This window comes from Shewanella fodinae (assembly GCF_014651955.1).
GTDB lineage: Bacteria > Pseudomonadota > Gammaproteobacteria > Enterobacterales > Shewanellaceae > Shewanella > Shewanella fodinae.
On record NZ_BMXW01000016.1, the window covers coordinates 1 to 22,354 of the forward strand.

Annotated in this window: 20 protein-coding genes and 1 pseudogene; 3 read left to right on the forward strand and 18 right to left on the reverse strand. The window is 46.1% G+C overall.

The window, feature by feature from the left end; genetic code table 11:
* Nucleotides 1-102: 102 nt before the first annotated feature.
* The 18 genes from IE064_RS13550 to mioC all read right to left on the reverse strand — a co-directional run bounded on the left by IE064_RS13550 (nucleotide 103) and on the right by mioC (nucleotide 19,067).
* On the reverse strand, nucleotides 103-1,635 hold the full coding sequence (locus IE064_RS13550) for an FAD-dependent oxidoreductase (protein WP_189618236.1): 1,533 nt from the start codon (nucleotides 1,633-1,635) through the stop codon (nucleotides 103-105).
* 708 nt (nucleotides 1,636-2,343) lie between these two features.
* Nucleotides 2,344-4,173 (reverse strand): glutamine--fructose-6-phosphate transaminase (isomerizing), encoded by a 1,830-nt coding sequence (glmS, locus tag IE064_RS13555; protein ID WP_189618237.1) that lies wholly within the window; start codon nucleotides 4,171-4,173, stop codon nucleotides 2,344-2,346.
* A gap of 20 nt (nucleotides 4,174-4,193) precedes the next feature.
* The gene (locus IE064_RS13560; RefSeq protein WP_189618238.1) at nucleotides 4,194-4,967 is read right to left on the reverse strand and encodes a DeoR/GlpR family DNA-binding transcription regulator; all 774 of its coding nucleotides are present in this window, start codon (nucleotides 4,965-4,967) and stop codon (nucleotides 4,194-4,196) included.
* Between the two features lie 172 nt (nucleotides 4,968-5,139).
* Nucleotides 5,140-6,504: a bifunctional UDP-N-acetylglucosamine diphosphorylase/glucosamine-1-phosphate N-acetyltransferase GlmU gene (gene glmU / locus IE064_RS13565; protein ID WP_189618239.1), complete on the reverse strand. Its 1,365-nt coding sequence runs from the start codon at nucleotides 6,502-6,504 to the stop codon at nucleotides 5,140-5,142.
* A 122-nt stretch (nucleotides 6,505-6,626) separates the two neighbouring features.
* On the reverse strand, nucleotides 6,627-7,055 hold the full coding sequence (locus IE064_RS13570; RefSeq protein ID WP_189618240.1) for a F0F1 ATP synthase subunit epsilon: 429 nt from the start codon (nucleotides 7,053-7,055) through the stop codon (nucleotides 6,627-6,629).
* Between the two features lie 35 nt (nucleotides 7,056-7,090).
* On the reverse strand, nucleotides 7,091-8,479 hold the full coding sequence (atpD, locus tag IE064_RS13575; RefSeq protein ID WP_133038392.1) for a F0F1 ATP synthase subunit beta: 1,389 nt from the start codon (nucleotides 8,477-8,479) through the stop codon (nucleotides 7,091-7,093).
* A gap of 35 nt (nucleotides 8,480-8,514) precedes the next feature.
* On the reverse strand, nucleotides 8,515-9,375 hold the full coding sequence (atpG, locus tag IE064_RS13580; protein WP_189618241.1) for a F0F1 ATP synthase subunit gamma: 861 nt from the start codon (nucleotides 9,373-9,375) through the stop codon (nucleotides 8,515-8,517).
* 52 nt (nucleotides 9,376-9,427) lie between these two features.
* Nucleotides 9,428-10,969, reverse strand: coding sequence for a F0F1 ATP synthase subunit alpha (gene atpA / locus IE064_RS13585; RefSeq protein WP_189618242.1), 1,542 nt, complete (start codon nucleotides 10,967-10,969; stop codon nucleotides 9,428-9,430).
* Between the two features lie 14 nt (nucleotides 10,970-10,983).
* Nucleotides 10,984-11,517, reverse strand: a complete 534-nt coding sequence (atpH, locus tag IE064_RS13590) for a F0F1 ATP synthase subunit delta (RefSeq protein ID WP_189618243.1) — start codon at nucleotides 11,515-11,517, stop codon at nucleotides 10,984-10,986.
* A gap of 15 nt (nucleotides 11,518-11,532) precedes the next feature.
* Nucleotides 11,533-12,003, reverse strand: coding sequence for a F0F1 ATP synthase subunit B (atpF, locus tag IE064_RS13595; RefSeq protein WP_189618244.1), 471 nt, complete (start codon nucleotides 12,001-12,003; stop codon nucleotides 11,533-11,535).
* 33 nt (nucleotides 12,004-12,036) lie between these two features.
* Complete coding sequence (atpE, locus tag IE064_RS13600) at nucleotides 12,037-12,294, reverse strand: F0F1 ATP synthase subunit C (protein ID WP_037445530.1); 258 nt, start codon at nucleotides 12,292-12,294, stop codon at nucleotides 12,037-12,039.
* Nucleotides 12,295-12,359: 65 nt separating this feature from the next.
* Nucleotides 12,360-13,172, reverse strand: coding sequence for a F0F1 ATP synthase subunit A (gene atpB / locus IE064_RS13605; protein WP_189618245.1), 813 nt, complete (start codon nucleotides 13,170-13,172; stop codon nucleotides 12,360-12,362).
* 12 nt (nucleotides 13,173-13,184) lie between these two features.
* Complete coding sequence (locus IE064_RS13610) at nucleotides 13,185-13,517, reverse strand: ATP synthase subunit I (RefSeq protein WP_373295274.1); 333 nt, start codon at nucleotides 13,515-13,517, stop codon at nucleotides 13,185-13,187.
* Nucleotides 13,518-13,797: 280 nt separating this feature from the next.
* Entirely contained in the window at nucleotides 13,798-14,685 is an 888-nt protein-coding gene (locus IE064_RS13615) for a ParB/RepB/Spo0J family partition protein (RefSeq protein ID WP_189618247.1), read from the reverse strand.
* Nucleotides 14,686-14,695: 10 nt separating this feature from the next.
* On the reverse strand, nucleotides 14,696-15,487 hold the full coding sequence (locus tag IE064_RS13620) for a ParA family protein (RefSeq protein WP_189618248.1): 792 nt from the start codon (nucleotides 15,485-15,487) through the stop codon (nucleotides 14,696-14,698).
* An 81-nt stretch (nucleotides 15,488-15,568) separates the two neighbouring features.
* Nucleotides 15,569-16,192, reverse strand: a complete 624-nt coding sequence (gene rsmG / locus IE064_RS13625) for a 16S rRNA (guanine(527)-N(7))-methyltransferase RsmG (RefSeq protein ID WP_189618249.1) — start codon at nucleotides 16,190-16,192, stop codon at nucleotides 15,569-15,571.
* Between the two features lie 97 nt (nucleotides 16,193-16,289).
* A complete protein-coding gene (gene mnmG, locus IE064_RS13630; protein WP_189618250.1) occupies nucleotides 16,290-18,179 on the reverse strand; it encodes a tRNA uridine-5-carboxymethylaminomethyl(34) synthesis enzyme MnmG in 1,890 nt (629 codons plus the stop codon).
* A 447-nt stretch (nucleotides 18,180-18,626) separates the two neighbouring features.
* On the reverse strand, nucleotides 18,627-19,067 hold the full coding sequence (gene mioC / locus IE064_RS13635; RefSeq protein ID WP_189618251.1) for an FMN-binding protein MioC: 441 nt from the start codon (nucleotides 19,065-19,067) through the stop codon (nucleotides 18,627-18,629).
* Between the two features lie 209 nt (nucleotides 19,068-19,276).
* On the opposite strand from mioC, the pseudogene arsB reads away from it, so the two are divergent.
* The 3 genes and pseudogenes from arsB (at nucleotide 19,277) to IE064_RS13650 (ending at nucleotide 22,241) form a co-directional block, all read left to right on the forward strand.
* Nucleotides 19,277-20,292, forward strand: a pseudogene (gene arsB, locus IE064_RS13640) (ACR3 family arsenite efflux transporter).
* 69 nt (nucleotides 20,293-20,361) lie between these two features.
* Nucleotides 20,362-21,051: a response regulator gene (locus tag IE064_RS13645; RefSeq protein WP_189618252.1), complete on the forward strand. Its 690-nt coding sequence runs from the start codon at nucleotides 20,362-20,364 to the stop codon at nucleotides 21,049-21,051.
* The gene (locus IE064_RS13650) at nucleotides 21,048-22,241 is read left to right on the forward strand and encodes a sensor histidine kinase (protein WP_189618253.1); all 1,194 of its coding nucleotides are present in this window, start codon (nucleotides 21,048-21,050) and stop codon (nucleotides 22,239-22,241) included. The genes IE064_RS13645 and IE064_RS13650 overlap by 4 nt, the downstream gene beginning before the upstream one ends.
* The last annotated feature ends 113 nt before the right edge of the window (nucleotides 22,242-22,354 follow it).

Sequence of the window (22,354 nt, forward strand, 5' to 3'; positions counted from 1 at the left end):
TTTCTTCAACAACCGTCAAGTGTTCGAGTAAGTCCATCAGGGCTGCTAATTGCGAAATGGGCAGCCATTAGATCACAGCATAGAGCTACAACTCAACACGGGCTAAAAAGTACGATCCCGCCCTGCCATATCTTGTACTGCAAATCGACCGGTAGCGATCGCGGAGGCACTTGCAAATCCAGGATCTATATATGGATAGTTATCACCATACATTCCGCCAGCAGTTGCACCAGCAGCGTATAATCCCTTAATTGGTTGTCCATTAGCACCTATAACTTGTGACTTATGGTTAATTTTCAAACCACCGCCCATATCACAAATGGTGCTATCACCCTTCATCGCATAGAATGGAGGAGTAACAATTGGCTTGAGATATTGAGGATCTTTTGCAAAATCCTTATCAATACCTTCAGCTGCCAGTTGGTTATAGCGCTTAACGGTAGCACTTAATGCTTTTTCGTCGACCCCCATTTTTTTGGCCAATTCTTCTATCGTGTCAGCTTTGAAAGCATAACCACGCTTTTGACCATCCTTGATGACTTTATCAAAATTGGTAATCTTCTGACCTCTGTCGTACATGGTGAAGTAATTGGTGTCTGAACCATTACCGAACATGAGGTCTTTGCGCTTAGTATCATCCATGATAACAAATGCTTGGTTTCCATAATTTAGGACAGCATTATTTACGATAGTAAAATCACCTGATAGCCCTTCATTAATAAATCTGCTACCACTGGTATTTACCCACAGAGAATGAGCCTTGAGCATCATATACGCATCCATCATCACTTGTGATGTATACATCTCAGCGTAAACAGTGTTGGTTGGAACAAGGCTTTCTCCAATCACTAGATCTGTGTTGGCTGTTTGGGCGCCAATATCAAGCCCCATTTTTATCCCATCACCGGTATTATGTTTTAAAGCAATAGACTTCAGAGGCGTTCCGTTGATTGACAACTGTGGTGCAAATTTTTTAAGTAATTCTACACTGTTGGCCATTGATCCTGTTGCCATCAAAACGGCTTTAGCATGAACAGTGATATCACCTTTTAAATCATTATGAGCTAAAATGCCGACAACTTTTCCATTCTTATCCAGTAACAGTTTCTTACCGGGTGTTTCGGTAAAGATTTTCCCGCCGTTCTTATCAATGATATTGGTAAGAACACCAATGGCTTGAGGGCCTGGAGCATGATCAGCATAAGTATGATAAACCCGATGACCATCTACTGTATCAGTGATCAGTGGCCCCATTGCAATACCACTATCAACCATCCACTGATAGTCGCTTGCTGAATTGTCGATGATTCTTTTTACAAGAGCTGGATTTGCTTTCCAACCAGAATAGTCCATCGTTTCCTTGAAAGATTTGTCCTTTGTTAGACCAACCATTTCTTTGTGCTGCAACGCAGTTTCTACCGCATAGGTGCCTTCAATAATGGATAGTTGACCACCTGTATTAGCTAGTTTTTCTAACACAATGGTTTTTATACCATTTTGAGAAGCATAAGCCGCAGCGGTTAATCCTGCAGTGCCAGAACCAACGATGACCAAATCTGTATTATATTCTTCATCAGCAAATACTGGGCTAGCTATCAAAGCAGTAACTGCGACAGCTAATATTCCAAGTTTCATTTAATGTCTCCCTAGTTTGCGGAAAATTCGCAAAATAAAAGTAGCTTTGATAACCCATTATTAATACCGACATAAGTCTGTGATATATATTTTATTTGAAATTTATTCATAAAAATCAAATAGATAGTTTTTTGTCTATACAAACTTATTACAAAATATGTGAACCACATATTAAAAATATGTGCAATCACATCATATTTAATTTATAAGCCAATACCAGAATATTAGAATATTTGGAAATAAACATTTAGACAAAATCATGAAGTATCTCAGCGCAAGAAAAAACCTTAAACTTAATATCATCAATGTAGAATATTAGAGTGGAATTCTTATTCATATTATTAGAAGATTTGTGTAATTTCACACTGTATGGATAGTTGTGAAATACTTCCCAACAATCAATAAGAACGGTGATATTTTTATGTCATAAATGGTGGGAGTTAGGAAACGTGCAATAAGTCCTCGCCAAGCTGAACAGGCAAACATAAACAAATGAAAAACAGTTAAATATCTTTTAATTTAAGAATTATTCTTACCTTGTCTTAGTTTTGACAACTAAATAAGAAGTTTTTAATCATTTTCATTTCTATTCAATACCAATATTAAAATAACAAAAAGTCCAGTATGCTTTTTCAATAAACACAACTGGACTTTTCACGTTAGATCTATCTTTATAGCCTACACACCTATAAAAATAACATATTGATTTTATTCAACAGTTACTGATTTTGCGAGGTTGCGTGGCTGGTCAACATCAGTGCCTTTTATCAAAGCTACATGATAAGAAAGCAGTTGTAACGGCAAGGTGTAGATCAGCGGTGCAATAAACTCATCGCAGTGGGGTACGGGGATAACCTTCATGGAGTCGTCTGACTGGAAGGCAGCATCCACATCGGCAAACACATACATCAAGCCGCCCCGGGCGCGCACTTCTTCTACGTTGGATTTGAGCTTTTCCAGCAATTCATTGTTGGGCGCTACCACAATCACAGGCATATCGGCATCGATCAACGCTAATGGCCCGTGTTTCAGTTCACCCGAGGCATAAGCTTCTGCATGGATATAAGAAATCTCTTTTAGCTTTAGCGCACCTTCCATGGCAATAGGGTACTGATCGCCACGGCCTAAAAACAATGCATGGCTCTTGTCGGCAAAGTCTTCAGCCAAATCGGCAATGGTTTCGTCCAGCCCTAAGGTTTGTTCCACTTTTGCCGGCAAAGATTGCAAGCTGTGAACCATAGCAGTTTCAGTGTCGGCACTCATACCATTGTAACGGCCGATAACCGCTGTCAGCATCAGCAATCCGGCTAACTGCACGGTAAAGGCTTTTGTTGATGCCACACCGATTTCCGCGCCCGCTTTCATCATGTACGCCATATCGGATTCGCGCACTAAAGACGAACCGGGCACGTTACAGATGGTCAACGAGGCTTTATACCCCATCTGTTTTGCCAAGCGTAATGCGGCCAGAGTATCGGCCGTTTCACCCGACTGAGAGATAGTGACAAACAAACTGTCTGGGTAAGTGAAAGATTTGCGATAGCGAAACTCGGAGGCAATTTCCACATTACAGGAAACCCCCGCCCATTGTTCCAACCAGTAACGGGCGGTCATGGCTGCGTGATAACTGGTGCCACAGGCGATGATCTGTACGTGACGAATACCTTGTAGCAAAGCTGCAGCATTTTCACCAAAAGCCGATGGCAGCACCTGACCATGGGCGATACGGCCGTCCATAGTGAGGGTTAGCGCCAGTGGTTGTTCGTGGATCTCTTTCAGCATGTAATGCCGATATTCACCTTTATCACCGGCATCATGAGTGATTTCAGACTCTTTAATCTCACGTTCAACGGCTTCACCTTGGCTGTTAAAGATACTCACTTTCCGGCGGGTAATTTCAGCAACATCACCTTCTTCTAGGTAAGAAAAAGAACGGGTTACCGGTAATAATGCCAGTTGATCTGACGCGACAAAGTTTTCACCCAGACCATAACCCACTACCAACGGACTGCCACTGCGCGCGACCACTAAGCGTTCGCTGTCGCGGCGATCAATCACAACTGTGCCATAGGCACCTTGCAGTTGTTTTACGGTAGCCTGCACCGCCGCCAGCAAGGTTTCATGGGTTTTCAGCTCATGGTGCACCAGATGACAGATCACCTCGGTATCGGTATCTGATTCAAACTGATAACCCTGTGCTTGCAGCTTTGCTCGCAATTCAGTGTGGTTTTCAATAATACCGTTGTGTACCACGGCGATATCACCACTGGATTGGTGGGGATGGGCATTGCGTTCGTTAGGCTCGCCATGTGTTGCCCAGCGGGTGTGGGCAATACCAGTACCACCAGACAATGGATGCTGTGCCAGTGCATCGGCCAACTCCTGCACTTTACCCACGCGGCGCACACGCTGCAGTTGCTGTTCATAGATAACGGCCATGCCGGCAGAGTCGTAGCCGCGATATTCCAGCCGCTTCAAGCCTTCCAGCAAAATTTCCATCACATCCCTTTGCGCCACGGCGCCAACTATTCCACACATGTTATTTCCTGCATTACGTCTTAGTTTGAAGATTGATAAGGCACCAGCAATACTTCGATGCCGTGCCCACGAATAATGTCTGCCGCCTGCGAAGATAGACGCTCATCGGTAATGACTGTAGATATCTGTTCCCAAGGCAATTCTAGGTTGGGAATACGCCGCTGCAGCTTGTCGGATTCCAACATCACTACCACCTGTTGTGATACTTCCGCCATCACTTTGCTGAGATTGGTGAGTTCATTGAAAGTGGTAGTGCCGCGGTTCAGATCGATACCATCCGCGCCAATAAACAGTTGGTCAAAGTTATAGGAGCGCAATACCTGCTCAGCCATCTGCCCCTGAAACGATTCGGAATGTGGATCCCAAGTACCGCCGGTCATCAATAATGTTGGCTCATTTTCCAGTTCGTGAATGGCATTAGCGAGTTGCAGGGAGTTGGTCATTACCACCAGCCCGCGCTTTTCATTTAACTCGGGAATAAGCCCCAGGGTAGTGGAACCACAGTCAATGATGATGCGGTTATGATCGCGAATAAGTTCTGCGGCTTTGTGAGCAATGGCTAACTGATTTACGGATGGGCCCCGCAGTGGCACTGCCAGTTCCTGAGGTAACGGCACGGCACCACCATAACGTCGCAGCAGTAATCCATCATTTTCCAGCGCTGCCAAGTCTTTGCGGATAGTGACTTCTGAGGTCTCAAACGCTTGTGCCAGTTGTTCAACACTGACTTCGCCGGAGTGATTTAACTGTTCAACAATTGCTCGGCGCCGTTGCTGGGTGTTCCTTTTTATCATTTATCGATAGCTTAAGTTTCGATTTGAAAGAAATTATATTCAAACAAAACTTAACCACAAGCACTTTTTGCGCTTATTAGCTCCTTTATTAAGCCACCATTAAGCAAGAGTAGATAGCAGGCACAAAAAAGCACCCGTTAACGAGTGCTTTCGAAACGAAACTTAAAAAAGACTATTTAGCTTTTTTTACTGGTCGTTGCCAACCTCTGATATGTTTTTGTTTTACCCGGGTAATGACCAGTTCGTTTTCACCAACATCCTTGGTAATGGTGGAACCCGCCCCCAAAGTGGCACCTTTGGCAATGGATACTGGGGCCACCAGCTGCGTATCACTGCCCACAAATACATCATCCCCAATTACGGTAAGGTGCTTGTTGGCACCATCATAGTTGCAGGTGATAGTGCCAGCACCAATATTGACGCCTTTACCTATCTGCGCATCGCCCAAATACGTCAGATGCCCGGCTTTAGAACCTTCCCCCAACACCGCTTTTTTCATTTCCACAAAATTACCCACATGAGCATCCGCTTTCAATTCAGCGCCAGGACGCAAACGGGCAAATGGGCCAGCATTGGCATTTACCCCTATTTTGGCACCTTCAACAATGGTATAGGGTTTCACCTCGCCGCCATCGGCTATTTCACAATCTATAAGAATCGCACCCGCACCTATGGTGACGTTATTACCAAGCACCACTTTGCCTTCAAAGATGACATTGATATCAATCATCACATCTTGGCCAACGGTCACATCTCCGCGAATATCGATACGGGCAGGATCTCTAAGATTGGCACCATTGAGCATCAGTTGCTCAGCCATGCGCGCCTGATAAGCACGCTCCAGTGCCGCCAGTTGCACCCGATTATTCGCGCCTTCGGTTTCAATGGCATCCGCCGGATGAGCGGTGGTGATAGTGACATTATCCCGATGAGCCATCGCTACCACATCAGTAAGATAAAACTCTCCTTGGGCATTGTTATTGTTCAATTGGCTCAGCCAATGTTTTAGCTGTTTGCCAGGCAACGCCATAATGCCGCTATTCACTTCAGTGATTGCCAGTTGCGCTGCGGTTGCATCTTTCTGCTCCACAATGCCAACAACCTTACCGTTTTCTCGCAAAATACGGCCATAACCGCTGGGGTTCGCCAGATTCACTGTGAGCATTGCCACCCCACCGGGCTGGCGACTTTGTAACAACGCCTGTAAGGTCTGTTCACGAATAAGCGGCACGTCACCGTATAGCACCAATACTGTGTCTTCATCGTTTATGTATGGGATCGCCTGTGCCACCGCATGACCCGTTCCCAACTGCTGTGGCTGCTCCACCCAATTTAGTTGAGGATCGGTAATGGCTGCCTGTAGTTGCGCGCCACCATAGCCATACACCAGATTAATCTGTGCGGCATCAAGGGCTTTGGCGGTATCGATAACATGCTGCACCATACTTTTGTGGGCAACTTTGTGCAGGACTTTAGGCAAATCAGAACGCATCCGGGTTCCCTTTCCGGCCGCGAGGATCACAACATTGAGCGACATAACCACTTCCTTTAGCAAATGACCGCCACATTCTAACCAAATTGCCGGTCTGTTGCAGTGTCTATCCCAGATTGCGGGCAATAAAAAAGGCGCCTGATGGCGCCTTTTTCAGCAGAGTTACATTATCTGGCAATGTTCTTCTTGATGGTTTCGACCACACGCAACTGAGCAATGGCTTTAGCCAGCTCAATTGCTGCTGCCGCGTAATCAAAGTCACCACCGGCTTTGGCCATTTCGGCTTCGGCACGACGCTTGGCTTCTACAGCGGCCTGTTCGTCAATCTCATCGGCACGCATTACGACATCAGCCAATACGGATACAGAAGAAGGCTGTACTTCGAGGATACCCCCGGACAGATAAAACACTTCTTCGGAACCATTTTGTTTGACGATGCGCGCCATGCCAGGTTTGATATTAGTCAGCAGTGGCGTATGGCCGGGCATTACCCCTAGCTCACCTTCTGAACCTGTTACCTGTAAACTGGCAACCAGTCCGGAATAGATTTTGCTTTCTGCACTGACGATATCAAGTTGTACTGTCATGGCTGCCATCCCGTTCTCCTATAAAACCAGAGAGTAGTCTCTGATTACTTCTTGTTGGCTTTTTCTACTGCTTCTTCAATAGAACCAACCATGTAGAACGCCTGTTCTGGCAGATGATCAAATTCACCTTCCAAAATACCTTTGAAGCCACGGATAGTGTCTTTCAAAGAGACGTACTTACCTGGAGAACCGGTAAACACTTCTGCTACGTGGAATGGCTGTGACAGGAAACGCTCAATTTTACGGGCGCGAGCTACTGTCATCTTGTCTTCATCAGACAATTCGTCCATACCCAGAATAGCAATAATGTCTTTCAGCTCTTTATAACGTTGCAGCACGTGCTGCACGCCGGTTGCCACGTTGTAATGCTCCTGACCAACCACTTGTGGGTCCAACTGACGAGAGGTGGAATCCAGAGGGTCAACCGCTGGGTAGATACCCAGAGAAGCAATCTGACGAGACAACACTACGGTCGCATCCAAGTGGGCGAAGGTAGTTGCAGGGCTTGGGTCAGTCAAGTCGTCCGCAGGTACGTATACCGCCTGTACAGAAGTGATAGAACCCACTTTTGTAGAGGTAATACGTTCCTGCAGTACGCCCATTTCTTCCGCCAGTGTTGGCTGATAACCCACAGCTGAAGGCATACGCCCCAGCAATGCAGATACTTCAGTACCCGCCAGGGTGTAACGATAGATGTTGTCGATAAACAACAGTACGTCACGGCCTTCATCACGGAATTTTTCCGCCATTGTCAGACCAGTCAACGCTACACGCAGACGGTTGCCTGGTGGTTCGTTCATCTGACCATAAACCATGGCTACTTTGTCCAGTACGCCAGAATCTTTCATTTCGTAGTAGAAGTCGTTACCTTCACGGGTACGTTCACCTACACCGGCGAATACTGACAAACCTGAGTGGGCTTTAGCGATGTTGTTAATCAGTTCCATCATGTTAACTGTCTTACCAACACCCGCACCACCGAACAGACCGACTTTACCACCCTTGGCAAACGGACAAACAAGGTCAATAACCTTGATACCAGTTTCCAGCAATTCAGTGGTGTTTGATTGTTCTTCATAAGAAGGAGCCGCACGGTGAATGATATAACGCTCTTCTTCACCAATAGGACCTACTTCATCTACGGGCTCACCCAATACGTTCATGATACGGCCAAGTGTTGCATGACCTACCGGAACAGAAATCGGGGCACCTGTATTTTCCACCTCGATACCACGACGCAAACCGTCGGAAGAACCCATGGCGATGGTACGAACTACACCACCACCCAGCTGCTGCTGAACTTCCAGCACCAAGCCTTTACAGGCGCCTTCACCCACGATTTTCAGAGCGTCATATACCTGAGGTACGGCATCATGTGGAAACTCTACGTCCACAACCGCGCCAATTACTTGGACTACAGTACCTGTGCTCATGATTAATCCTCTAAAACTTGTCTTGGTTACCCAGCCTAAACCGCTGCTGCACCGGATACAATTTCCGACAGTTCCTGCGTAATCGCAGCCTGACGGGCTTTGTTGTACACCAGTTGCAAATCGTCAATCAGGTTACCTGCGTTGTCAGTTGCCGCTTTCATTGCCACCATACGGGCAGCCTGTTCAGAGGCAATATTTTCAACAACACCCTGATAAACTTGAGATTCCACATAACGCACCAGTAGTTTTTCCAACAATTCTTTTGGATCTGGTTCGTAAATGTAATCCCAGTGATGTTTCACATCATCTTCATCGGATTTAGGCAAAGGCAGCAGCTGCTCGATCACGGGGGTCTGAGTCATGGTATTCACGAATTTATTGAACACCACATACAGACGATCCAGTTTGCCTTCGTTGTAAGCTTGCAGCATTACACGCACAGTACCGATCAGATCTGCCAGTTTAGGTGCATCACCCAAGCCTGACGCTGACGCTTGTACTTTGCCGCCAAAGCTTTTGAAAAACTGTACGCTACGAGCACCGATGGGACAAAATTCCACTTCAGCACCTTGTTGCTTCCAGCTTTTCACGTCTGCCGCCACCTTCTTAAACAGGTTGACGTTCAGACCACCACAAAGACCACGGTCGGTTGCCACAACTATGTATCCAACCCGCTTGGCTTCTCGCACCTCTAAATAGGGGTGTCTATATTCGAGAGAACCTTGCGCTACGTGACCGATCACTTTACGCATACTTTCCGCATAAGGACGACTGGAAGCCATGCGATCCTGCGCTCTGCGCATTTTGCTGGCTGCCACCATCTCCATGGCGGAAGTGATCTTCTGTGTGTTTTTCACACTGGAGATCTTTGACTTAATCTCTTTTGCGCCGGCCATCTCTACTCTCCAATCTGGACCAGAGGTGCCTTAACTGGCACCTCGCGTGTTATTACCAGGTTTGGGTTGCCACGAACTTTTCGAGACCAGCTTTCAGTTCACCTTCGATATCGGCGTTATAGTCGCCGGTTTCGTTGATGAGCTTCATCAGCTCGGCATGCTCGCTGTTCATGAAGGAGAGCAGGGCAGCTTCAAAATCACCGATTTTCTTCAGTTCAACGCTTTTCAGGAAGCCTTTTTCTGCAGCGAAAATAGACACAGCCTGATCAGCAACGCTCATCGGTGCATATTGCTTCTGCTTCATCAGTTCAGTTACACGTTCACCGTGTTCCAATTGAGCACGGGTCGCGTCATCCAAATCGGAGGCGAACTGAGAGAAAGCAGCCAGCTCTCGGTACTGTGCCAGTGCGGTACGGATACCACCGGACAGTTTCTTGATGATTTTGGTCTGCGCGGCACCACCTACACGAGAAACCGAAATACCTGGGTTAACCGCTGGACGTAAGCCAGAGTTAAACAGGTCAGTTTCCAGGAAGATCTGACCATCAGTAATCGAAATTACGTTAGTCGGTACGAATGCAGATACGTCACCAGCCTGGGTTTCAATAATAGGCAGGGCGGTCAATGAACCGGTTTTGCCTTTTACTTCACCGTTAGTGAATTTTTCTACATATTCTTCGTTCACACGGGAAGCACGTTCCAGCAAACGAGAATGCAGATAGAAAACGTCGCCTGGGTAAGCTTCACGTCCTGGTGGACGCTTGAGCAACAGTGAAATCTGACGATATGCAACGGCCTGTTTAGTCAGGTCGTCGTATACGATCAGCGCATCTTCACCGCGATCACGGAAGTATTCACCCATAGAACAACCGGAATATGGCGCCAGATACTGCAAAGCGGCAGCTTCTGAAGCGGTAGCCACTACGACGATAGTATTCGCCAGTGCACCGTGTTCTTCCAGTTTGCGTACGATGTTAGCGATGGTAGAAGCTTTCTGACCAATCGCCACATAGATACATTTAATGCCAGAATTTTTCTGGTTGATGATGGCATCAATGGCTAAAGCGGTTTTACCGATCTGACGGTCACCAATGATCAGCTCACGCTGACCTCGACCGATTGGGATCATGGAGTCAACTGCTTTATAACCCGTCTGTACGGGTTGTGATACTGACTTACGGTCAATAACACCCGGAGCAATCACTTCAACAGGAGCAAAGCCATCATTTTCGATAGGACCTTTACCGTCGATAGGTTCACCCAGGGTATTTACAACACGACCCAGCAGACCACGACCTACCGGCACCTGCAAAATGCGACCAGTAGTTTTTACTTTGATACCCTCAGCCAAATCGGCATAAGGACCCATTACTACGGCACCGACAGAATCACGTTCAAGGTTCAACGCAATTGCATATCGATTACCAGGCAGCTCGATCATTTCACCCTGCATGACATCGGCCAGGCCGTGGATGCGGATGATACCGTCACTTACCGAAACGATTGTACCTTCGTTACGGGCTTCGCTGACAACGTCGAACTGCTCGATCCGCTGCTTAATCAGATCGCTGATTTCAGTGGAATTCAGTTGCATGCTCAAACTCCCAATTACGATTGCAGCTTATCAGACAAACGGTCGAGTTTGCCGCGGACTGACCCGTCAATCACAAGGTCACCTGCTTTGATAATAACGCCAGCGATTAGCTTGGCATCGACGCTACAATTCAGCTTAACTTTGCGTGCGAGACGTTTCTCTAGAGAAGCACAAATCTGCTCAATCTGAGTTTCAGCCAACGGTGTCGCAGACACTACACTGGCTTCAACTTCTTTGGCCCATTCAAGGCGATACTCAGCATATTGCTGAGCAACAGCAGGCAGTACTTCTAAGCGATCGTTTTCGGCCATTACCTTGATCAGATTTTGACCATGGGCATCCATCTGTTCGCCGCACACTTTAATAAACAAGTCTGCTAAACGATCACTGGCCATCACTCCGGCCAGTAGCGGCTTCATGGTCTCGTTTTCACTGACCAACGCGGCAAAATTGAGCATTTCTGCCCATTTTTCCACGGCCTGATGTTCAACCGCAAAATCAAAAGCTGCCTTTGCATAAGGACGAGCAATGGTGGTTAACTCAGCCATAACTCCACTCCCTTATCAAATTTCCGCAACAAGTTTATCAACTATGTCACGCTGGGCGGCTTCATCAATCGAACGCTCGAGGATTTTCTCTGCACCAACAATGGCAAGAGTGGCAAGCTGCTTACGCAGTTCCTCTTTCACGCGATTACGTTCAGCTTCAATTTCTGCTTGACCCTGAGCGATAATTTTTGAACGCTCAGCGTCTGCTTCGGCTTTGGCTTCGTCAATGATCTGAGCCTTGCGTTTGTTAGCAGACTCGATGATTTCGTTGGCGGTAGCCTTGGCTTCTTTGAGTTGTTCTGAGGCTTTCACCTGAGCCAACTCCAGGTCTTTAGCTGCACGGTCAGCGTCAGCAAGACCATCAGCAATCCTTTTCTGGCGCTCTTCGATGGCACTCATCAAAGGCGGCCAAACAAACTTCATGCAGAACCACACGAAGATAAAAAAGGCGACCGTCTGACCGATTAGGGTAGCGTTGATATTCACAACAGCCTCCTAGTTAGATTAAAGACAGAAGCATTAGCCGTGCAGCATGTTACCCAGTGGGTTAGTGAACAGCATGTACAGTGCAATACCTACACCGATCATGGTTACGGCGTCCAACAGACCTGCAACGATAAACATTTTCACCTGCAGCATCGGCGCCATTTCTGGCTGACGAGCAGCACCTTCAAGGAATTTACCGCCAAGCAGACCGAAGCCAATAGCGGTACCCAAAGCACCCAGACCAATGAGCAAAGCAACAGCAATTGCAGTAAAGCCCAGAATCGTTTCCATCTGTATCTCCAGTTTCTAAATCTATGTTAGTTAATGATTTAGTTTAAAAATTTCTTCAGCAATCCTTAATGATCTTCATGCGCCATGCTTAAGTAAACAATTGTTAGCATCATGAAGATAAACGCCTGTAGAGTGATAACCAATATGTGGAATATCAACCAGCCCAAGTGCAAAGTTACACCCAGAGCCGCAATCGCCACATTGGCACCATACATCAGCGCAATAAGGATGAAGATCAACTCACCAGCGTAAAGGTTACCGAAAAGACGCAAGGCCAATGAAATCGGCTTGGCAATCAAGGTAACAGACTCAAGCACGAAGTTGACCGGTATCATTGCCTTTACATTAAAGGGCTGCAGTGTCAGCTCTTTCACAAACCCTGATATGCCTTTGATCTTAATGCTGTAATAGATAATCAGCCCAAACACCCCCAGTGCTAGACTGAAAGTCACATTAAGATCCGCAGTCGGAACCACCCTCAGGTGCTGGTTGTGATCGCCGGCAATCAAAGCTGCCACTTGTGGCAACCAATCAACCGGGATCATATCCATGAAGTTCATCATGAATACCCAAACGAAAATGGTCAGAGCGAGCGGCGCAATCAGTTTATTGCGACCATGGAAGGTTTCCTTAACGCTGCTATCCACAAATTCGACGATCATCTCGATAAGGCATTGAAGCTTACCAGGGACGCCGGTTGTGGCTTTTTTACCAACGCTGCGGAACAACCACAGGAACAGAACACCAAGCCCTACAGAAAAGAGCAATGAATCAATATGCCAAGACCAAAATGCATTAGGATCCACGCCAGACCCCCAATGCGTAAGGTGGTGCTCGATATATTCCTGCGGCGTTAAAGCTTCACCAGTTGCAGACATGATTCATCCCACTTAACTTTGCTTGAAGTATAAAGGAGCTGTCCAATGCACAATTAACCCCAGCAAATAACAAACAAAAAGCGGCATAAATGCAGCTTTAAATGTTAAAAAAACTAATGAAAATAATGCAATAGTTAACAGCAACTTTACCGCTTCCCCCCAGTAAAAGCCTTTTAACACTTTTGCTGTGGCGCTGGCTCCCATATGAGAGAACGCCAGGGTAGCGAACACGAAATTGGGGATCACAGCGATAACCGCACCAGCTAATGCTGACAGACCACTGTTGACCCCCTGCATAACGAAAAAGACCGTCGATGCCAATCCAGTAACCGTGGCTTGCAACATAATCAGTTTGTAAGCTGACCGGCGGCCACGACGAGCCAGATTGTCAATCAATCGATCTTCTCCGTAATTTTCTTTTTGTTTCGGTGACCGAGTTTGAAAATTCTGGGCCACCAGCGCAAAAAGCTTGCGAAAGTATACCTTTTCGAAGCATTCGCGCAACGTTGAGGATATCAAAAAAAAAGCGCGTAAACGTGATTTAGCGCCAAGTTATAAAAGCATTTACCGTTTTAATGTAATTAACTTACATTATCTTTTATTTATTGATATTTTTTCGCGTAAATCAGCTGATTTTGGCGATAATTCCATCGAGTTCTGACAAACTCTGGTAATTAATTACAATTTTACCGGTGCCTTTTACCGTGTGCGTAATATTAACTTTTGTTCCTAATCTTTGAACTAGCTCGCTTTCCAACCTTGTTAAATCCGCATTTTTAATACTATTTTCAGGTTTCTGCTGAGGATTAAGCACTTTGTTAATGAGCCGTTCGGTTTCACGAACGGTCAATTCTTTCGCAACCACCACTCTGGCAACGCTGGTTTGTTGATCACCTTCAAGCGCTAATAACGCTCGCGCGTGACCCATATCAATATCTCCGTGCTCTAACATCACTTTCACAGCAGGATTTAAGGCATTGAGGCGTAATAAGTTAGAAACTGTAGCGCGGGACTTACCAACAGCATCAGCCACCTGCTGATGTGTCAGTTCAAATTCTTCAATAAGACGATTTAGGGCAATAGCTTCTTCCATAGCGTTGAGATCTTCACGTTGAATATTCTCAATCAAGGCAATGGCAACCGCGCTTTCGTCAGGAACTTGCTTAACAATACAAGGGACTTTGTCCAGTTGCGCCAACTGCGCAGCGCGCCAGCGACGCTCACCGGCAATAATTTCATAGACACCATCAGTGGTTTTTCGCACAACAATGGGCTGAATAACGCCTTGGGCACGAATGGACTCAGCCAGTTCTTCCAACGCTTCAGGTGACATATCTTTACGCGGTTGGTATTTACCTGGTTTAAGCAAATCCAAATCCAGATTAAGTAGGGTTTCTCCGCTGCTGACATCCGCTTCCGGCGCTTCGGCGGTTTCCCGCTTTTGATTAGCGGCGTGGCTGGTGCTAAGCAGTGCATCCAGACCTTTACCTAAACCGCGTTTTTTTAATGTCATGGTGATCCCTTTAAACTTTTTCTGCTTGTTTCTTCTGTTGCTCTGCTCGGCGGATTATTTCACCCGCCAGAGATAAATAAGCTTTAGCCCCGGCACTGCCTTTATCGTAATACATTGCTGGCGCACCAAAACTCGGGGCCTCAGCCAGACGAATATTACGCGGAATGACGGTACGATAAACCTTATCGCCAAAATGCTGTTTCAACTGATCGGACACATCGTTGGCTAGGCGATTGCGCGGGTCGTACATAGTACGCAAAATTCCCTCTATGCCAAGCCCTGGATTAACCATTGCCGCCAGTTTCGATACAGTGTCCATCAGCGCCGTCAGCCCTTCCAAGGCGTAGTATTCACACTGCATTGGCACCAACACCGAATCGGCTGCGGACATGGCGTTAACGGTCAACATATTGAGTGACGGAGGGCAATCAATAAAAATAAAATCATAACGATCGCGAATAGCCGTTAAGGCATTACGTAAACGGATCTCTCGGGCAAAAAACTCGATAAGCTTGATCTCAGCCGCTGTCACATCGCCGTTAGCTGCCACTAGATCATATTTACCAACAGTGTTTTTTATCACCACGTCATCGAATGGCTTCTCTTCCACCAACAGCTCATAAACAGTATTTTCAAGGTCGTATTTATCAACACCGCTGCCCATCGTGGCATTACCCTGAGGATCTAGGTCAACCAGTAACACCCGGCGCTTGGTAGCGGCCAGCGACGCGGCCAGATTCACACTTGTTGTTGTTTTCCCAACGCCACCCTTCTGGTTAGCTACGGCAATGATTTTCGCCACAATGTCACCTTGTCCATCAAGTCTGTTGTTAATCCCATGCTTGCATCAACTTGCTTGATACGCTAGCGAATTGCAAGGCACTCAGTTCCGGGAAGTGATGATCAGCAGATGTCGCTGTTCTTGTAACTGCGGCACCAGCAATTGATGTTGCTGTTGCACACAGTATTCAGCGGGAATTTCCGCCAATTCATTACCATCCAGCTGTCCTTTCAACGCATAAAAGGCACCAGTAGCCTTGGGTAAATGCGCACACCAGCTCAGCATATCACTTATCGAAGCAAACGCCCGGCTGAGCACACCATCAAATAACGCTTGCGGCTGATAGTCTTCAACCCGGCTTTCTACAGAGGATATATTATTAAGCTTTAACTCAATCTGAACCTGACGCTGAAACCGAATACGCTTGCCAAGGCTATCAAGCAGCACAAATTGTTTATCAGGATTCAAAATAGCCAGCGGTATCCCTGGTAAACCTGGGCCGGTTCCAACATCAATAAAGCGCTGTCCTTGTAAAAATGGCGATACAACCAGACTATCCATAATATGACGGATCAACATCTGCTGCGGATCACGAACAGAAGTGAGGTTATAAGCTTTGTTCCATTTATCCAATAGTGACACAAATGCCAGCAATTGCTGCTGCTGTATTTCACTAGCCTGGATATTGGCCTCTGCAAGATAGTTTTTCAGCTGCGCTGCAAGCACGAAAGAAACTCCTAATAAGAATGCGGGGCTATTATGAAGCCCATAAAAGACTAAGGGAAGCCCGCAGCTTCCCTTTGCAGTCTTAACCGCATGGTGATTAAGCGCTGCGACGCAACAAACCACGTTTTTTTAGATGCACCAGCAAAATGGAGATCGCTGCGGGTGTCACACCAGATATTCTGGAAGCCTGACCGATGGTCTCCGGCTTATGGCTATTAAGTTTAGCCACCACTTCATTGGACAGTCCCGGTACTTCTTTATAATCAAGATCTAGTGGTAAGCCGGTGTTTTCGTTGCGTAAAGCTTTATTGATCTCATCTTGCTGTCGCTGGATATATCCGGCATATTTGACCTGAATTTGGATCTGCTCAGCAACATAAGGATCGGCAACCGCTGGACCAAAACCTTCCACGGTCATTAGTTTGTCATAATCCATTTCTGGACGACGCAGCAATTCTTCAAAAGACGCATCGCGGGAAATTGGCGTATTCAGGTGCTGGTTCAACGCACCCACCAAAGGAGAATTGATATGAATCCAGTTGCTGCGCAGACGCTGCATTTCCGTTTCGATTGCTTCCACTTTTTCAGAGAACAGCGCCCAACGATGATCGTCCACCAAGCCCAGCTCGCGACCTTTTTCAGTCAAACGCAGATCGGCATTGTCTTCTCGAAGTAACAGACGATACTCGGCACGACTGGTAAACATACGGTACGGTTCTTTAGTGCCGAGCGTCGATAAATCGTCAACCAATACACCGATATACGCCTGATCACGTCTTGGGCACCAACTGTCTTTATCCTGCACTTGCAAAGCCGCGTTAGTTCCTGCCAGTAAACCTTGAGCGGCAGCTTCTTCATAGCCTGTAGTACCGTTGATCTGTCCGGCGAAAAATAGACCATCAATCGCTTTGGTTTCCAGCGAATTTTTCAGGTTACGTGGATCAAAATAGTCATATTCGATGGCATAACCAGGACGCAGGATCTCCGCCTGTTCCATGCCTTTGATAGATCGCACCAAATTGATCTGCACATCAAACGGTAGGCTGGTTGATATGCCGTTGGGATAAAGCTCATTAGTATTCAAACCTTCGGGTTCCATGAATACTTGATGAGAATTTTTATCGGCAAAACGGTGGATCTTATCTTCAATGGAAGGACAGTAACGGGGACCAATTCCTTCAATGACACCGGAATACATAGGGCTGCGATCCAACCCACCACGAATGATCTCGTGAGTCCGTTCATTCGTATGGGTTATAAAACAAGAAACTTGTTGCGGATGCTGCTCAGCATTGCCAATAAACGACATCACAGGAAGAGGAAAATCACCTTTCTGTTCAGTCATTTGTGAAAAATCTACAGTTCGAGCATCGATTCTGGGTGGCGTACCTGTTTTTAAGCGACCAACAGGCAACTGTAGTTCTCGCAGTCGCTGTGCCAAGGCTATTGCCGGTTGATCGCCGGCACGGCCACCACTGTAGTTTTGCAATCCAATATGAATTTTCCCGGCCAGGAAAGTACCGGTTGTCAGCACTACGGCTGCGGCTTCAAACGCTAAGCCCATTTGGGTCACTACACCACTAACCCGACCATTTTCCACTACTAAATCGTCTACTGCTTGCTGAAACAGACGCAAGTTAGGCTGATTTTGCAAGATCCGTTGAATCGCTTGACGATAAAGCGCCCTGTCAGCCTGAGCGCGTGTTGCTCTTACTGCCGGACCTTTACTGGAATTTAAAATGCGAAATTGGATACCAGCATAGTCAGTAGCAGTTGCCATCGCACCGCCTAAGGCATCGATCTCTTTAACCAAATGGCCTTTACCAATACCGCCTATCGCGGGGTTACAAGACATTTGCCCAAGAGTGTCTAGGTTATGGGTTAATAATAAGGTTTTACAGCCCATTCTGGCGGCTGCTAATGCTGCTTCCGTTCCGGCATGACCGCCGCCAACAACTATTACATCAAACCGTTCATGAAAACGCATTGTTAAACCTTCTTAGACACCAAGTTAATCAAGAGCAAGTAGCCAGTCATTTTAGCATTTCCAAAGATTCAGGTGAACGATCTCTTTGTTGTGTCAGATCGAAAAAGGATCGTCTTATAGATCTTAAGATCTTTATATAGATCTCTTTATTGTTTTTACTATTAGGATCGCCTATATCGGTGGGTAACTGTTTTTTTGTTTAAGTTTCATAAAGATAGATTAAACTTAAACTGTGATCATTTGTCGATCTAGTGGCAGATAATCTGGGGATAGATCGCTGACTTATCCACATTAGCGATCTATGGCCGTTGGACAGCGCTATTAGTACAACGATTGATCAGATCTATATGACAATTTATCCACATATTTATTGGATGTGAACTTTTATATGTGGATAAATTTGTTGTTACATGTGGATATATAGGTATAAATATAATTTATTTAGTATTATAGCTCACCAATCCAACCGCGGAGCCAAGTCAACGCTGGATCTTCTGGTACGGGATCGCGTTGCACATCGATCTGGATCTTATCCACAAATGCAGTGGCGCCTTTGCTTGTCAGTAGAGCAATAAGCTTTTCTGGTCCCTGGCAGAAAGTGTCGTAACTGGAGTCACCTATCGCACAAAGTGCATACTCCGTTTGAGGCAGTTCTTTTTCATCGTCAAGTAATTGTTGATATAGCGGTTGCAAGTTATCCGGCAAATCGCCGGCACCGTGAGTGGAAGATACTATCAACCAGATATTTGACGGATCTAATTGCGACAGATCGGCTGCCATGTAAATAGTACTTTGGTGCCCTTGTTGTTGTAGTTCGGCGGCAAGTTCATCCGCCACATACTCCGCACCACCTAAAGTGGTACCCACCAGAATTTCTACACTTGCCATGTCATATCCTTAATGAAACTTAGGAAAATAATGTGGGCATGGTAATCCAAGATGGCGCAAGGCTAAAAGCAAGTAATGCTTGGATGAAGACATGTATCGTTCAATACTATTTATGGGAGCATAGTAAAACTCATATATCAACGGCACTACTAGTGACACTATAATGCTGTTTTTATAGATATTAGTAATGGATACGTTAGGATTTTTCCATGGGACTTTTTGAAAAATATCTGTCAGTTTGGGTCGCTTTGGCAATTGCGGTGGGTGTTAGTTTAGGTTGTTTGCTGCCCGATATTTTCGCTAGTGTGGCTGCGATCGAATATGCACATGTCAATTTGGTGGTAGCAATTCTCATCTGGCTGATGATTTACCCCATGATGATCCAGATAGATTTTTCAGCCGTTAAAGGCGTGGGTAAAAAACCTAAAGGTTTGTTGCTAACACTCGTGATCAATTGGCTTATCAAGCCATTTACCATGGCATTTTTGGGGTGGTTATTTTTCAGAATAGTATTTGCCGCTTGGATTTCTCCCCAATCCGCCAGCGAATATATTGCGGGCATGATCTTATTAGGTGTTGCGCCTTGTACTGCGATGGTGTTTGTGTGGAGTCAGTTAACTAAAGGTGATCCAAACTACACCCTAGTGCAGGTATCGGTAAACGATATCATTATGGTTTTTGCTTTCGCACCGATAGCCGCTTTTTTATTGGGGATCAGTGAGATACATGTCCCTTGGCAGACCTTGCTGTTATCGGTTGTATTATATGTGGTTTTGCCGCTGCTTGCGGGCGTTATCACTCGTTACCGATTACAGCATCATGCGGATACGCAGGCGTTAAACCATTTTGTGAGTAAGCTTAAACCTTGGTCTGTCATCGGGTTGCTTCTAACGGTGGCACTATTATTTGGGTTTCAAGCACAGACCATTATCCAGCAGCCGCTAGTCATCCTGATGATAGCCATTCCCTTGCTCATCCAAAGTTACGGTATTTTTGCGCTTGCCTATTGGGCGGCTAGACAACTGCGATTACCTCATAATGTGGCCCGGCTTGTATGATTGGCACTTCTAATTTTTTTGAATTAGCTGTTGCTGTGGCGATTTCACTGTTTGGATTGCACTCTGGTGCTGCGTTGGCAACGGTTGTTGGCGTATTGGTTGAAGTGCCAGTGATGTTATCTTTGGTTGCTTTTGCCAATAGAACCCGCAGTTGGTTTAGCTATTAACTGTTGAGCAGTTGTGCTTTATCTGATGGTGATTGAAGTTTTATCAATGGGTTTTGAAGAGATAAAAATATGAGCCAACGAATTTTGATCATCGAAGATGACTTTGATGCAGCTAATGTGCTGGAGGCTTATATGAAACGCGATGGTTTTGATGTCGCGATTGCTGGTGATGGACAGCAGGGACTCACGTTGTATCGGCAGTGGCGGCCGCATCTTGTGCTATTAGATGTGATGTTACCGCTGGTGAATGGCACTGAGGTGTTGCTGGCGATTCGGCGCGATAGTGATACACCTATTATCATGGTGAGCGCAATGGGCGATGACCCAGATAAAATAGGTGCATTGAGGTATGGTGCCGATGATTATGTTGTTAAGCCATACCATCCAGGCGAAGTGGTGGCCAGGGTTCAGGCGGTGTTGCGACGTGTCCACCCGCGAGCACGCCAACAGGTGTTGTTAACTTATCAGAATCTACATGTAGATATAGTTGCAATGCACTCTTGGGTTTCAACACCTACTGGCGAACAGAATTCACTCGAGCTGACTCTCACTGAATTCAATTTATTAGCTGTGATGCTGGAATATCCGACCCGGGCTTTTACTCGGTCGCAGTTGATAGAATCTTGTTTGCCTGAAAGTGATGCTCTGGAGCGGGTGGTGGATACTCATGTCTATAATCTGCGAAGAAAACTTGAAAAAGCCGGGATTTCAGATGTTTTGCAAACTGTCCGTTCAGTCGGTTATCGGTTTTGTGCATGAAACTTACTTATGAGGGAAAGCTGTCGCTTTGGGGGTGGATTTCTGCCCGCATTCTGTCATTGGCAATTGGCACTATTGTGTTGATTGCTTTTTGCATGTGGTTACGGTTTGCTCTGTGGAATTTTTGGGTTTACCAGCAGATGCCGGAAACGGTACGTCAAGAGTTTTCACTATTACAGCAAAATCCAGAAGCTAATTGGGATCGCTATGTTCGGTTGGTTGAACAGTATTATGGGCATACGTTTATCAATACTTCGGTTGCTACCGTAGACTGGTTGATCTTGCTGAGTCTGATATTAGTGGCTATTCCGATTATTGTCTGGCTTGGTTTGTATGGCATTAAGCCTTTGGCTCGGCAGTTTATATCCCTTGCCAGAACCGCGAGGACGGTGGCTCAGGGAAATTTTACTGTGCAATGTCCGCAAATCGACCGGATCCCCTCTGAATTGGCTGGATTGGTTTATGACTTTAACCAGATGACCCATAGGCTGGAACAGTACGAACAAAAACTGCGTACCTCAAATGTGGCAATGGCTCATGAATTGCGTTCTCCAATTACTGCCGCAATGGGGCGTTTGCAGGGGATCCTCGATGGTGTGTTTGAACCCTCAGCAGAACATCTGCAACAAGTCATGCGTCAGTTATCGAGTCTGAACGTATTGATTAACGATCTGCATTTATTGTCATTAGCCAATGCGGGCCAACTGACGGTATTGCGGCAACATATTAATCTTAGTCAATTGATCCGCGAACGTATTGATTGGCTATCTCCTTACGCCGCCACTAAAGCAATGGTTTTTAAATTCACCTCCCCCGCGGAAGTGTGGGGGAACGTTGATCCTGAGCGCATTGGGCAGATTTGCCTAATTTTGATGGATAATGCGGTGCGTTATGCTGCTGACGGTGGGGTGTTGAACATTACTGTCATCGATGACCCCGTGCATATCTTGCTACAGTTTGTCGATCATGGTCCAGGGGTTGATCCAGCGTATCTTGATGAAATGTTTGAACCTTTCAGTCGAGAAGAAGTCTCCCGTAATCGCCAATCGGGAGGTAGTGGTCTGGGGTTATCGATTGCTCAAGCCATCTGTCAGGCTCATGGTGGCGAGATTCTAGCGTCCCTGTCATCACAGGGCGGTATGTGTTTTGAAATCAATTTGCCGAAGGTGTTGCCCGTCAGTAATTGTTAATATTTTTACTGTCTTGATGAAATATTGATATTTCCTTTAATCGTTCTGGATGTTGCTGAATAGGATGTTCCTTAAGTTGAAATTATTTAGGGAACATCAGCATGATGTTAATC